Origin of the sequence: Thiemannella venezuelensis (assembly GCF_014203605.1) — a bacterium.
GTDB lineage: Bacteria > Actinomycetota > Actinomycetes > Streptosporangiales > Streptosporangiaceae > Planomonospora_A > Planomonospora_A venezuelensis.
Genome location: NZ_JACHJJ010000011.1, coordinates 86,914 through 100,361 on the forward strand (window position 1 = coordinate 86,914; position 13,448 = coordinate 100,361).

The 13,448-nt window shown below is 71.7% G+C and carries 11 protein-coding genes; 6 read left to right on the plus strand and 5 right to left on the minus strand.

All coding sequences use genetic code 11. The features are described from left to right. Nucleotides 1-9: 9 nt before the first annotated feature. The 3 genes from FHS22_RS17715 to FHS22_RS17725 are packed head-to-tail and all read left to right on the plus strand — an operon-like array spanning nt 10 to nt 3,262. The gene (locus FHS22_RS17715) at nt 10-774 is read left to right on the plus strand and encodes an ATP-binding cassette domain-containing protein (RefSeq protein ID WP_184943029.1); all 765 of its coding nucleotides are present in this window, start codon (nt 10-12) and stop codon (nt 772-774) included. Then, complete coding sequence (locus FHS22_RS17720; protein WP_184943031.1) at nt 771-2,015, plus strand: sugar ABC transporter permease; 1,245 nt, start codon at nt 771-773, stop codon at nt 2,013-2,015. The genes FHS22_RS17715 and FHS22_RS17720 overlap by 4 nt, the downstream gene beginning before the upstream one ends. 35 nt (nt 2,016-2,050) lie before the next feature. Further along, a complete protein-coding gene (locus FHS22_RS17725) occupies nt 2,051-3,262 on the plus strand; it encodes an ROK family transcriptional regulator (protein ID WP_184943033.1) in 1,212 nt (403 codons plus the stop codon). 121 nt (nt 3,263-3,383) lie between these two features. Here the strand turns inward: FHS22_RS17725 and FHS22_RS17730 are convergent, their stop codons facing one another. Together FHS22_RS17730 and FHS22_RS17735 are read right to left on the minus strand one after the other, a co-directional pair. Next, nucleotides 3,384-4,169: a neutral zinc metallopeptidase gene (locus FHS22_RS17730; protein ID WP_184943035.1), complete on the minus strand. Its 786-nt coding sequence runs from the start codon at nt 4,167-4,169 to the stop codon at nt 3,384-3,386. 105 nt (nt 4,170-4,274) lie between these two features. Next, nucleotides 4,275-5,138 carry a neutral zinc metallopeptidase gene (locus tag FHS22_RS17735; protein ID WP_184943037.1) on the minus strand — a complete coding sequence of 288 codons (864 nt, stop codon included), beginning with the start codon at nt 5,136-5,138 and terminating at the stop codon, nt 4,275-4,277. A 118-nt stretch (nt 5,139-5,256) separates the two neighbouring features. Here FHS22_RS17735 and dxs point away from each other — a divergent pair, with 118 nt between their 5' ends. Then, a complete protein-coding gene (dxs, locus tag FHS22_RS17740) occupies nt 5,257-7,176 on the plus strand; it encodes a 1-deoxy-D-xylulose-5-phosphate synthase (RefSeq protein WP_184943038.1) in 1,920 nt (639 codons plus the stop codon). On the opposite strand, the gene FHS22_RS17745 is transcribed toward dxs, so the two are convergent. Next, entirely contained in the window at nt 7,121-7,822 is a 702-nt protein-coding gene (locus FHS22_RS17745) for a DedA family protein (protein WP_184943040.1), read from the minus strand. The two genes, dxs and FHS22_RS17745, sit on opposite strands and share 56 nt — an antisense overlap. 86 nt (nt 7,823-7,908) lie before the next feature. Between FHS22_RS17745 and FHS22_RS17750 the strand changes: the two genes are divergently transcribed. Together FHS22_RS17750 and FHS22_RS17755 are read left to right on the plus strand one after the other, a co-directional pair. After that, nucleotides 7,909-8,394: a TetR/AcrR family transcriptional regulator C-terminal domain-containing protein gene (locus FHS22_RS17750; RefSeq protein WP_184943042.1), complete on the plus strand. Its 486-nt coding sequence runs from the start codon at nt 7,909-7,911 to the stop codon at nt 8,392-8,394. A 116-nt stretch (nt 8,395-8,510) separates the two neighbouring features. Further along, nucleotides 8,511-9,980 (plus strand): amino acid permease, encoded by a 1,470-nt coding sequence (locus FHS22_RS17755; protein ID WP_184943043.1) that lies wholly within the window; start codon nt 8,511-8,513, stop codon nt 9,978-9,980. Nucleotides 9,981-10,093: 113 nt separating this feature from the next. Here the strand turns inward: FHS22_RS17755 and FHS22_RS17760 are convergent, their stop codons facing one another. Further along, nucleotides 10,094-12,166, minus strand: coding sequence for a 3-hydroxyacyl-CoA dehydrogenase NAD-binding domain-containing protein (locus FHS22_RS17760; protein WP_184943045.1), 2,073 nt, complete (start codon nt 12,164-12,166; stop codon nt 10,094-10,096). Continuing rightward, nucleotides 12,166-13,365 carry a thiolase family protein gene (locus tag FHS22_RS17765; protein ID WP_184943047.1) on the minus strand — a complete coding sequence of 400 codons (1,200 nt, stop codon included), beginning with the start codon at nt 13,363-13,365 and terminating at the stop codon, nt 12,166-12,168. Before FHS22_RS17765 ends, FHS22_RS17760 begins: the two co-directional genes overlap by 1 nt. Between the last annotated feature and the right edge of the window lie 83 nt (nt 13,366-13,448).

The window sequence follows — 13,448 nt, forward strand, 5'->3', positions numbered from 1 at the left end:
AGCACCTTCATGACCCCCGTACTGGAACTCCGCGGGATCGACAAGAGCTTCGGTCCCGTCCAGGTCCTGCACGACGTCTCCTTCTCCGTCTACCCCGGAGAGGTGACCGCGCTGGTCGGCGACAACGGCGCCGGCAAGTCCACCCTCGTCAAGTGCGTCGGCGGCATCCACCCCATCGACTCCGGCTCGTACTTCTTCGAGGGCAAGCCCGTCCAGGTCCACTCTCCGCGCGACGCCGCCGCCCTGGGGATCGAGATCGTCTACCAGGACCTGGCGCTCTGCGACAACCTCGACATCGTCCAGAACATGTTCCTCGGACGCGAGCACAAGCGCGGCCTCGTCCTCGACGAGGACACCATGGAGGAGATGGCGGCCAAGACCCTGCAGAGCCTGTCGGTCAAGACCGTCAAGTCCATCCGCCAGCACGTCTCCAGCCTCTCCGGCGGCCAGCGCCAGACGGTCGCCATCGCCAAGGCCGTGCTCTGGAACAGCAAGGTCGTCATCCTCGACGAGCCCACCGCGGCGCTCGGCGTCGCCCAGACCGCGCAGGTGCTGGAGCTGGTCCGCCGCCTCGCCGACCAGGGACTGGCCGTGGTGCTCATCTCCCACAACATGAACGACGTGTTCGCAGTGTCCGACCGGATCGCCGCCCTCTACCTGGGCCGGATGGCGGCCCAGGTGAAGACCTCCGAGGTCACCCACGCGCAGGTCGTCGAACTGATCACCTCCGGCCGGAGCGGGGACCTCGGCCTCACCAACGGAGTTCCGGCATGACCACCACCCTCAAGGCCCCCCGGGCCGAGTCCCGCTCGATCGGCTCGAACGTCCGCGGCTACGCCGAGCGGGTCCGGGGCGGCGACATGGGCGCGCTGCCCGCGGTGTTCGGCCTGGTCGTGCTCTGCACGGTCTTCTCGATCCTGAAGCCCGCCTTCCTGACCTCGGGCAACTTCGCCAACCTGTTCACCCAGGGCGCGGCGGTCACCGTGATCGCCATGGGCCTGGTCTTCGTGCTCCTGCTCGGCGAGATCGACCTGTCGGCGGGCTTCGCCAGCGGCGTCTGCGCGGCGGTGCTCGCGATCATGCTCACCGACCAGGGCCTGCCCTGGTACGCGGCGGTGGGCGCGGCCATCCTCACCGGCGTCGTGATCGGCACGGTCATCGGCACGCTGGTCGCCAAGCTCGGCATCCCGTCCTTCGTGGTGACGCTCGCCGCCTTCCTCGGCTTCCAGGGCCTGGTGCTGCTGCTGGTCAAGGGCGGCACGAACATCTCCATCCGGGACGAGACGATCCTGGCGATCTCCAACAAGTACCTGCCGCCGGCGCTGGGCTGGGGCCTGCTGGCCGCAGGGGTCGTCGGCTACGCCGCCCTGCAGCTGCTGCGCGCGCGCAAGCGCACCGGGCGCGGCCTGGCCGCCGACCCCGTCTCGCTGATCGCGGTCCGGGTGGGGGCGCTGGCCGTCCTGGGCGGGCTCGCCGTCTACTTCCTCAACCTGGAGCGCAGCCGCAACGCCGCGGTGGTCTCGCTCAAGGGCGTGCCGGTCGTCGTCCCGATCATCGTCGTGCTCCTGCTGGTCCTGACGTTCGTGCTGCGCCGCACCGGGTTCGGCCGGCACCTGTACGCGGTCGGCGGCAACGCCGAGGCCGCGCGCCGGGCGGGCATCAACGTGGACCGGATGAAGATCAGCGCCTTCATGATCTGCTCCACCCTGGCCGCGGTCGGCGGCGTCATCGCCGCCTCCCGGGCCAGCTCGGTCGACCCCAACACCGGCGGCAGCAACGTGCTGCTCTACGCCGTCGGCGCGGCCGTGATCGGCGGGACCAGCCTCTTCGGCGGCAAGGGCCGGGTGCTGGACGCGGTCCTGGGCGGCGCGGTGGTCGCGGTCATCGAGAACGGCATGGGCCTGATGGGCTACAGCTCCGGCGTGAAGTACATCGTCACCGGATCCGTGCTGCTCCTGGCCGCGGGCGTGGACGCGCTGTCCCGCAAGCGTGCCGCCGCCGCTGGTCTAAGGTGACCATCGACCCCGATCCACCGAAGGAACACCACGCGATGCGAGCCGGTCCCTCACAGGAGGAGATCAGGCGCCACAACCTCGGCGCCCTGCTGCGCCACGTCCACCTGGGCGGGCCGACCTCGCGCGCGGAGCTCACCAGCCGGATGGGGCTCAACCGCAGCACCATCATGGCCCTCACCGCCGACCTCACCGCCGCGGGCCTGGTCCGGGAGGAGCTCCCGAGGGAGACCGGCCGGGCCGGGCGCCCCTCGCTGGTGGTCCGCCCGGAGTCGGCGCGGGTCTACGTGTTCGCCCTGGACGTGGGCGTCGACCGGCTGGTCGCCGCCCGCGTCGGCCTGGGCGGCACGATCCTCGACCGGCGCGAGGCGGTACGGCGGCGCGGGCCCTTCTCGCTGGAGGAGGTGGCCGCCCCGCTGGCCGCCTTCGCCCGGCAGATGCACCGCAAGACCCGCCCCGACACGGTCTGCGTCGGGGTCGCCGCGGCCTTCTCCGGGGGAGTGGCCCGGGACGACGGCGTCGTGCGGTTCGGGCCGAACATGGGCTCGGTCGACGTGCCGTTCGGCGAGGAGATGGCCCGCCGCCTCGGCCTCGGCCTGCCCGTGGCGGTCGGCAACGACGCCAACCTCGCGGCGCTGGCCGAGCACGCCCGCGGTGCCGGATCCGGCTGCCGCGACCTCGTCTACCTCCACGGGGACGTGGGCGTGGGCGGCGGCGTGATCGCGGGCGGCACCCTGCTCGGCGGCCACCAGGGCTTCGGCGGCGAGGTCGGGCACATGATCGTCAATCCCAGGGGCCGCTCCTGCGGCTGCGGCTCGCTCGGCTGCCTGGAGGCCGAGGTGGGGGAGCGGGCCCTGCTGGAGGCCGCCGGGCGCTTCGACGGCGCCGGCGCGCTGGTCGGCAGGGACGCCGTCCGCGCCGTGGTCGACGCCGCCGACCGCGGCGACATCGTGGCCCAGGCGGCGCTGAAGCGGGTCGGCGACTGGCTCGGTCTGGGCGTCGCCAACCTGGTCAACATCTTCAACCCCGAGATGGTCGTCTTCGGGGGGATGCTCCGCGAGGTCTACCTCGGCTCCGCGGCCCAGGTCCGCAGCCGCCTCGCGACCGACGCCCTCCCCCCGGTCCGTGAGCACCTGCGCCTGCGCGTCTCGGCCCTCGGCGATGACGCCACCCTGGTCGGCGCCGCCGAGCTGGCCTTCTCCCAGGTCCTCGCCGACCCGCTGGAGGTCCTCGCCCGCGCGGGCTCCTGAGGGGAGCCGGCCGTACCGGCAAGAGCGGCCGTACCGGGAAGACGAGAGCCACCCGCCGCGGGCTGTGGGGCGACGGCGGGTGGCTCCGGAGCGTTCGGGAGGCCGGGAAGATCCCGGGAGGTCAGGAGACCTTGGACTTGGGGGCGGCCCAGGTGTTGCAGGCGCCGGGGCCCTCCTGGTCGAAGCCGCGCCGCAGCCAGTAGGCGATGCTGGACGCCTTGCCGTGGCTGGAGGTGTCGTAGGCGGCCTCGAGGACGTAGGTGAAGTCCGACTCCCGGCGGTTCAGGGAGTGCCAGACACTGCCGATGAAGACGCCGCTCAGGCACTCGGCCTGGAGTTCGGACCTGCGGAGGTCGGGCAGGACGGCCCGCATGCTCTTGGTCTTGGCGTGCTTCTTGCGGAAGGCCGGGAAGATCCCGGAGAGCTCCTGCACGTGGTGGCCGTACTCATGGGCCATCACCTGGAACAGGAACAGCTCGGTGGCCTCGCGCAGGATACCCGGGCTGAGCAGGAAGGTGATCTTCTTGTTGGTCGAGCAGTAGATCGCCTGGGCGCCCTTGGGGAACGGGCCGCACCCGGTGGGGAAGCCGATGCGGTGGGTGGTCTCGAACCTGGGCTTGGAGAAGGGCAGCTTCGCCTTGGCGAACTGCCTCTCCCAGGAGTCGTTGAGGCAGTCCAGCACGAACTCGAGGTAGACCCGCGAGGAGTCGAGGTCGTCGGGGATGACGCGCTGCTCCTCGCACGTCTTGAGGTCGAGCTTCCCGGTCTTGTAGATCGGGTTATCGGTCAGTGCCCTGCTTCCGGTCGGCACCGGCCCGGCCTGACCGGCGGCGCCGGCGGCGGCCGTGCCCGCGAACAGCAGGCTCGCCAGCACACCGGACAACAGTGCGATAAATGGAATACGCATGGTCATGAACCATATTGCAGGGTAAAAGCTTGGTAAAGCTGACTTTCTCGTATGGTCACGCAGGGAAAGCGGGACGGCGTGGAGCCCGCCCGGCCCCGGATCGGGTCAGGAGACGCTGCGGCCGGTGGCGGTCCAGGTGTTGCACGAGGCCGGGGAGCCGGAACGGAACCCGCGCTGCATCCAGAACGCCTGGCTGCGGCCCTTGCCGTGGTCGTTGGTCGGCCAGGTCTTGTGGCCGTTCTCGGCGGTCCACTCGATCATGGCGTCCCAGTGCTCGCGGGTGACCTCCAGGTCGGCGGCGGCCCCGTGCAGGAAGGCCGAGGCCAGGCAGTCGGCCTGCAGCTCCAGGCGGCGGGAGAGCGCGAGCCTCGCCGAGCCCTTGGCGCGCCAGGCGACCTGGCCGTAGTACGGCAGGATGCCGGCGAGCTGCTGGACGTGGTGGGCGTACTCGTGGGCCATGAACTGCGCGTGGTTCGGGCCGTAGGGGTTCTTGAGCACCTTGCGGGTCACGCCGATGTACATGGTGCGGTTGCCGGAGCAGTAGTAGCCGCCCGCACCGGCGGGCCAGCCTCCGCAGGGGCTGCTCACCCGGGAGCTCACGAAGCGCAGCCGCGGCGGGCTGAAGGGCAGCCCGGCCTTCTTGAACTGGGCCGCCCACGCCCGCCCCAGGCACCGGTTGACGCGGGTCATGAAGCTCCGGTAGGAAGCCGCGCTGCCCGGGCGGATCGTCCCGGCCGAACACCGGACGGAGGGCATCGGGCCGGTGCGGTAGAGGGGATTGGCCGTCGCGGCCGGCCTGCCGTGCGCCACCGTCCGCCCCTGGAAGGCCTTGACGCCCGAGACGGCCACCACCCCGGCCTCGCCGCCGTCCGCCGAGGGAAGACCCGCCGCCGGAAGACCCGCCACCGGTACCAGAGCCACGCAGGCCAGGACGAGTGACGGGAGGAGACCGGAGGGGGGCACGTTCATGGTGAGCAAAGATTATGGCAAGTGTGAATAAACCGTGCACTTCCCTCTTGCTGGGAACACCGCTTCATCGGCGAACTAGACTCGCTGGAGACGATGACTGGACAGAGGGGATGATTCCGTGAGTGAGCGGACCGGACGGCCTGGCAGCCTCCTGGAGTCGGTCAAGGGACCACGGGACCTCAAGCTGCTGGGAGCGGACGAGCTGCCACTGCTCGCCGCGGAGATCAGGGACCTGCTCGTCGGCGCCACCGCCCGCACCGGCGGGCACCTGGGCCCGAACCTGGGCGTGGTGGAGCTGACCATCGCGCTGCACCGCGTCTTCGACTCGCCGCGCGACCGCATCCTGTGGGACACCGGTCACCAGGCCTACGTCCACAAGATGCTCACCGGCCGCGCGGGGCGCTTCGACACGCTCCGCCAGGAGGGCGGGCTGTCGGGCTACCCGAGCCGGGCCGAGTCCGAGCACGACATCATCGAGAACTCCCACGCCTCCACCGCGCTGTCGTACGCCGACGGCCTGGCCAAGGCCTACAAGCTGCGCGGCGAGAGCGACCGCTCCGTCGTCGCGGTGATCGGCGACGGCGCCCTCACCGGCGGCATGGCCTGGGAGGCGCTGAACAACATCGCCGGGCAGAAGGACCTGCCGCTGATCATCGTGGTCAACGACAACGGCCGCTCCTACTCGCCGACCATCGGCGGACTGGCCAACCACCTGGCCTCGCTGCGCACCAGCCGGCGCTACGAGGACGTGCTCGACTTCGTCAAGGACAACCTGACGAAGGTGCCCGTGGTCGGCACCCCCGTCTACGACGCGCTGCACGGCGTCAAGAAGGGCATCAAGGACGTCCTGGCCCCGCAGGTCATGTTCGAGGACCTCGGACTGAAGTACATCGGGCTGGTCGACGGCCACGACGAGCAGGCGGTGGAGGCCGCCCTGCGCAAGGCGCAGGCCTTCCGCCGCCCGGTCATCGTGCACGTGCTCACCAAGAAGGGCTTCGGCTACTCGCCCGCGGAGAACCACGGCGAGGACTGCTTCCACTCGCCCGGGGTCTTCGACCCGCTGACCGGCGAGGAGAAGCCCAAGCCGCACGGCTGGACCAACGTGTTCAGCCAGGAGATCGTACGGCTCGGCGCCGAGCGGCAGGACATCGTCGCGATCACCGCCGCGATGCTCGGCCCGACCGGCCTGATCCCGTTCGCCGAGGCCTACCCCGACCGCCTCTACGACGTCGGCATCGCCGAGCAGCACGCGCTGACCAGCGCCGCCGGCCTGGCCCTGGGCGGGCTGCACCCGGTCGTGGCGGTCTACGCGACCTTCCTCAACCGGGCCTTCGACCAGCTGCTGATGGACGTGGCCCTGCACCGGCTGCCGGTCACGGTCGTCCTCGACCGGGCGGGCGTCACCGGCGACGACGGCGCCAGCCACAACGGCATGTGGGACCTGTCGATCCTGCAGGTGGTCCCCGGCCTGTCGGTCGCGGTCCCGCGCGACGAGCCGCGCCTGCGCGAGCTGCTCGCCGAGGCCGTGGCGGTCGACGACGGCCCCACCGTCGTGCGCTTCCCCAAGGGCCCGGTCGGCCCCGAGATCGAGGCCGTCGGCAACCTCGGCGGGATGGACGTGCTGCGCGCGGGCGAGCCCGACGTGCTGCTCGTCGCGGTCGGCCCGATGGCCGGGCTCTGCCTGGAGGCCGCCGCCCTGCTCGACGCCCAGGGCATCTCCGCCACCGTGGTGGATCCGCGCTGGGTCAAGCCGCTGGACGAGGCGCTGACGGACGCCGCCCGCGTGCACAAGCTGGTCGCGGTGGTCGAGGACAACGGCCGGGTCGGCGGCGTGGGCGACGCGGTGTCCCGGATGCTGCGCGACGCCGACGTGGACGTCCCGGTCCGCACCTACGGCATCCCGCAGCGCTTCCTGGACCACGCCAAGCGGGCGAAGATCCTCAGTGAGATCGGCCTGACCGCCCAGGACATCGCCCGCGAGATCACCGAGGCGGTCGCGAAGCGCTCTCCGGTTCTGGAGAACCACCCGGCGCGCTGATCCCGGCCTCCGGGGCGGCTCCGGCCGCCCCGGAGGGCGCGGAGCCGCCCGCCGCGCGGGCCGCGCGGGTCCGCCGGCTGATGACGGCCAGGCCCACGGCCAGCAGGGCGGCGCACGCGGCCAGCGGCACCGTCAGGTGCGCGTTCTCCCGCATGAAGCCGCCCGCCAGGGAGCCCAGCGTCAGGTAGACCGTCACCCAGGCCGCGCCGCCCGCCAGCGCCCAGCGGATGAAGTACCGGTACGGCATGCCCAGGGCCCCGGCGAGGATCGGCGTCAGCGAGTTGACCACCGGCAGGAAGTGGGCGGCGGCCAGCGCGGGCCCGCCGCCGGCGCCGGTGGCGATCCGCTCGGCGCGGGCCCAGCGGTGCTCGCCCACCCACCGCCCGGCCCTGCTGCGCCGCACGCGCATGCCGTACCGGCGGCCGAGCAGCCAGCCGCCGCTGGCCCCCAGGAGGCAGCCGAGCGTTCCCGCCGCCGCGACCAGCGCGATCTCACCGGGTCCGCTGAGCGCGGTCCCGGCCAGGATGATCGAGGCGTCCGCGGGGACCACCAGTCCGGTCAGCAGCGTGTTGTCCAGCGTCAGCACCGCCGCCAGCACCGCGGCCACCAGGTAGGGGTCCAACTGGCCCAATATGTCCAGGAGCATGTCTCCATCCTGCCCTCCGAGTTCTGTGAGCAGATCCGGACTTTCCCTTAGAGAACCCCGAGTTCGCATGATCGGGCCCTCACCCCGTGGCACGGCACGTGCGCCCCGCGTCCACCGGGCGAGGGCCCGGCCGCGGATGCTCAGCCCTGGAGGGCGATCGCGTTCTTGGCCCGGTCGACGGACTCCCCGGGAGCCGGGCCGCCCGGGTTCTCGGTGGCCGGCGCCTGGTTGAGCGCGACGAAGGGGCGCTGGCCGCCCTCGACGCGCGCGGGTTCGAACCGGAGACCACGTTCAACCTGCACCTGCTGCTCTACACCTACGTCCACGGCCTGGCGGTCCACCTGGAGCGGGGCGCGCAGGCCGAGGCCGCCACCGGTCTCACCGACGACCAGTGGGTGGACTCCCGGGGGGCCGCGTTCGGCGCGCTGGTCGCCTCGGGCCGTTACCCGGTGTTCGCCAAGGTCCTGGGCTCCTTCGCCGACGACGGCTGCGACCTCGATCTCGACGTGCTGTTGGAGCTCGGCCTCGCGGTGCTCCTGGACGGCTTCGCCGCCTTCCCCGGGCCGGCCTGACGGCCTTGCCTCCCGCCCGGAGCCCCGGGAGATCTTCCTCCGTGCTCCCCTCCGATCTGCATTCCTTGTGAATCAGGGGGAACGGGAATAAGACCCGGCAGAGCGGAGGAAGCCCGATGAGCATGTTCCGCGTGAAATCGGTCGAGCAGTCGATCCTCGACACCGAGGCTCCGGAGCACCGGCTGAAGAAGGAGCTCACCGCCCTCGACCTGACCGTCTTCGGCATCGGCGTCATCGTGGGCACCGGGATCTTCGTGCTGACCGGCCGGGTCGCCAAGGAGACGGCCGGGCCGGCGGTCGCCCTGTCGTTCGCCGTCGCGGCGGTCGTCTGCGCGCTGGCGGCGCTCTGCTACGCCGAGTTCGCCTCCACGGTCCCGGTGGCGGGTTCGGCCTACACCTTCTCCTTCGCCACCCTGGGCGAGTTCCCCGCCTGGATCATCGGCTGGGACCTGATCCTGGAGATGATGCTCGGCGCCGCGGTCGTCGCGGTCGGCTGGTCGGGCTACCTGACCTCGTTGCTGGAATCCCTCGGGATGCCCCTGCCCGCCGCGCTGGCCGGGGAGGCGCCGGTCTTCAACCTGCCCGCCGCGATCATCGTGCTGGTCCTCACCGCGGTGCTGGTCATGGGGATCAAGCTCTCGTCGTGGCTCAACCTCGTCGTGGTGGCGATCAAGGTGGCGGTGATCCTGCTGGTGATCGTGGCGGGGCTGTTCTTCCTGAACGCGGAGAACTACCGCCCGTTCATCCCGCCCGCCGTCTCGACGCCGGCCGTCGAGGGACTGTCCGCGCCGCTGATCCAGGTGCTGTTCGGCATCACCCCCGTGGCCTTCGGCGTCATCGGCGTCTTCAGCGCCGCCGCGATCGTGTTCTTCGCCTACATCGGCTTCGACGTGGTCGCCACCGCCGCGGAGGAGACCCGGAACCCGCAGCGGGACCTGCCGGTCGGCATCCTCTCCTCGCTCGCCGTCTGCACGGTCCTGTACGTGGCGGTCTCCCTGGTCGTCGTCGGCATGCAGCCCTACCGGGAGCTCAGCGAGGCGGCCCCGCTCGCCGACGCGTTCAAGGCGGTGGGCCAGACCTGGGCGGCCTCGCTGATCAGCGTCGGCGCGCTGGCCGGCCTGACCACGGTCGTGATGATCCTGATGCTGGGCCAGTCGCGGGTGATGTTCGCGATGTGCCGGGACAACCTGCTGCCCCGGGGGCTGGCCAGGGTGCACGCGCGGTACGGCACGCCGTACCGGATCACCATCCTGCTGGGCGCGGTGGTGGCGGTCCTGGCAGGGCTGGTCCCGCTCGCCACGATCGCCGAACTGGTCAACATCGGCACGCTCTTCGCGTTCGTCGTCGTCTCGCTCGCGGTGGTGATCCTCCGCCGCACCCGACCCGACCTGCCGCGGTCCTTCCGCACGCCGCTGGTTCCGCTGGTGCCGGTCCTGTCGGTCCTGGCCTGCCTGTACCTGATGCTGAACCTGCCGGTGGAGACCTGGCTGAGGTTCCTGGCCTGGATGCTCATCGGCGTCGTGATCTACTTCGGGTACGGCCACCGCCGCAGCCGCCTGGCGGAGCGCCCCCTGAAGACGTGGTGAGCCCGCACCCGGGGCCCCGGGGACGTGAACCCGCACTCCGGGTCACCGGCCACCGGAACGCGACCGCCCCCGCCCCGGGAGCGGCCCGGGACGGGGGCGGACGTGCGGTGCGGTTACGCGGGGACGGAGGCCGCGCCCGGCTCCAGGAAGCGCGGCTCGGCGACGCCGGCGCGGTCCAGGTACGGGGTGATGCCGCCCAGGTGGAACGGCCAGCCCGCGCCCAGGATCATGCACAGGTCGATGTCCTGCGCCGCGGCGACCACGCCTTCCTCCAGCATGATGCGGATCTCCTGCTCCAGCGCGCGGAGCGTGCGCTCGCGCACCTGCTCGGCCGTGGAGGGGGAGGCACCGCCGGAGAAGATCGCCACCGCCTCGGGGTCGAGGGAGAAGTCCGGGGCGTAGACGCCGGGCTTGCCCGCCGCGACCAGCTTGGCCATGTTCTCCGAGACGCCGAAGCGGTCGGGGAAGGCGGCGTGCAGGGTCTCGGAGACGTGCAGGCCGACGGCCGGGCCGACCAGCTGCAGCAGCGCGAACGGCGTCATCGGCAGGCCGAGGCCGTCGAGCGCGTGGTCGGCGACCTCCAGCGGGGTGCCCTCGTCCACGGCGGTGATGACCTCGCCCATGAAGCGGGTCAGCAGCCGGTTGACGACGAACGCCGGGGCGTCCTTCACCAGCACGCTGGACTTCTTCAGCGACCTGCCGACCGCGAACGCGGTGGCGAGCGTGGCGTCGTCCGTGGCGTGGCCGCGGATGATCTCCAGCAGCGGCATGACCGCGACCGGGTTGAAGAAGTGGAAGCCCACCAGGCGCTCGGGGTGCGCCAGCTCCGAGCCCATCTCGGTGAGGGAGAGCGAGGAGGTGTTGGTCGCCAGCACGCAGGTCTCCGAGACCACGGCCTCGACCTCGGCGAACACCTTCTGCTTGACCTTCATGTCCTCGAAGACGGCCTCGATGACGAAGTCGGCGTCGGCGAACGCGTCCTTGGTCAGCGAACCGGTGACCAGGGCCTTGAGCCGGTTGGCCTGGTCGCCGGAGATCCGGCCCTTGCCGAGCAGCTTGTCGACCTCGGCGTGGACGTAGGCGACGCCCTTGTCGAGGCGGGCCTGGTCCAGGTCGGTCAGGACGACCGGGACCTCCAGACGGCGGGCGAACAGCAGCGCCATCTGCGAGGCCATCAGGCCGGCGCCGACGACGCCCACCTTGGTGACCTTGCGGGCCAGCGCCTTGTCCGGCGCCCCGGCGGGCCGCTTGGCGCGGCGCTGCACCAGGTCGAAGGCGTACAGCCCGGCACGGAGCTCGTCGCCCATGAGCAGGTCGGCCAGGGCCTGGTCCTCGGCGTCGAAGCCCTCGTCGCGGGAGGCGGTGCGGGCCAGCTCGACCAGCTCCAGCGCCCGGTACGGGGCCGGGTTGGCGCCGTGCAGCTTCATGTCGAGCAGGAAGCGGGCGTCGGCGATCGTCTTGGACCAGTCCTCGGCGGTGTGGTCGGTCCGGGTGACGGCCACCTCGCCGCGGAGCACCTGGGCGGCCCAGCGCAGCGACTCCTCCAGGAAGTCGGCGGCCTCGAACATCGCGTCGGCGACACCGAGCCTGAAGGCGTCCCGGCCCTTGATCATGCGGTTCTGCGCGAGCGGGTTCTCGATGATCAGCTTGAGCGCGTTCGCCGGGCCGATCAGGCGGGGCAGCAGCTGGGTGCCGCCCCAGCCGGGGACCAGGCCGAGGAAGCACTCGGGCAGGGCCACCGCGGGCACGCCGGAGGAGATGGTCCGGTAGGTGCAGTGCAGGGCGACCTCCAGGCCGCCGCCCATCGCCGCGCCGTTGACGAACGCGAACGACGGCACGTCCAGCTCGCCGAGGCGGCGGAACACGTCGTGGCCCAGCTTGCCGATGGCCAGCGCCTGCTCGCGCTCGGAGACCAGGGCGGCGCCCTTGAGGTCGGCGCCGACCGCGAAGATGAACGGCTTGCCGACGACGCCCACCGCGGCCAGGTCGCCGCGGCCCGCGACGGAGTCGATGGCCTCGTTGAGCGAGGTCAGGCCGGCGGGGCCGAAGGTGGACGGCTTGGTGTGGTCGAAGCCGTTGTCCAGCGTGATCAGGGCCATGGTGCCCGCGCCGTACGGCAGCTCGACGTCGCGGACGATCGCCCTGGTGACGACCTCGTCAGCGAAGAGCTCCTTGATGTCACTCACTACTTCGCACCTTCCCAGGCGAGGTTCTCCCAGATGACCGTTCCGCCCATGCCCATGCCGACGCACATCGTGGTGACGCCGTAGCGGACCTCGGGGCGCTCGCCGAACTGGTGGGCGAGCTGGGTCATCAGCCGCACGCCCGAGGAGGCGAGCGGGTGCCCGAAGGCGATCGCGCCGCCGTAGGGGTTGACCCGGGCGTCGTCGTCGGCGATGCCGAAGTGCTCCAGGAACGCCAGCACCTGTACGGCGAACGCCTCGTTGATCTCGAACAGGCCGATGTCGCCGATGGAGAGCCCGGCCAGGCGCAGCGCCCGCTCGGTGGACGGGATCGGGCCGACGCCCATCACCTCGGGGTCCACGCCCGCGAAGGCGTAGGAGACCAGGCGCATCTTCGGCGCGAGGCCCAGCTCGGCGGCGACGTCGGAGGCGGCGAGCAGGCAGCCGGTCGCGCCGTCGTTGATGCCGGAGGCGTTGCCCGCGGTGACCCGGCCGTGCGGGCGGAACGGGGTCTTCAGCGTGCCCAGGCCGTCCAGCGTGGTGCCGGGGCGGGGAGCCTCGTCGGCGGTGGCCAGGCCCCAGCCCCGCTCGGCGGAGCGCACGGCCACCGGGACCAGGCCGGGCTGGATCTTGCCGTCGGCGTAGGCCTTGGCGACCTTCTCCTGGGAGGCGAGGGCGAAGGCGTCCGCGCGCTCCTTGGTGATCGTCGGGTAGCGGTCGTGCAGGTTCTCCGCGGTCATGCCCATGACCAGCGCGGAGGTGTCCACGATCTGCTCGGCGACGAACCGCGGGTTGGGGTCGACGCCCTCGCCCATGGGGTGGCGGCCCATGTGCTCGACGCCGCCGGCGATGGCGACGTCGTAGGCGCCGAAGGCGATGCCGCCGGCGACGGAGGTCACGGCGGTCATCGCGCCGGCGCACATGCGGTCGATCGCGTAGCCGGGGACGCTCTTGGGCAGTCCGGCCAGGACGGCGGCGGAGCGGCCGATGGTCAGCCCCTGATCGCCGATCTGGGTGGTGGCCGCGATGGCCACCTCGTCGACGCGCTCCGGCGGCAGGTTCGGATTACGCCGGATCAGCTCGCGGATGACGCGGATCACCAGGTCGTCGGCGCGCGTCTCGGCGTACAGGCCCTTGGGGCCCGACTTGCCGAAGGGCGTACGCACTCCGTCGACGAATACGACGTCACGAGACGAAGGCACGGGGTTCGCTCCTCGTTGCTGGGTAGCTTCCGCACCCATGCTACTCGCCAGTAACAACACTCGGTGCGGGCGGGGCGCCCCCG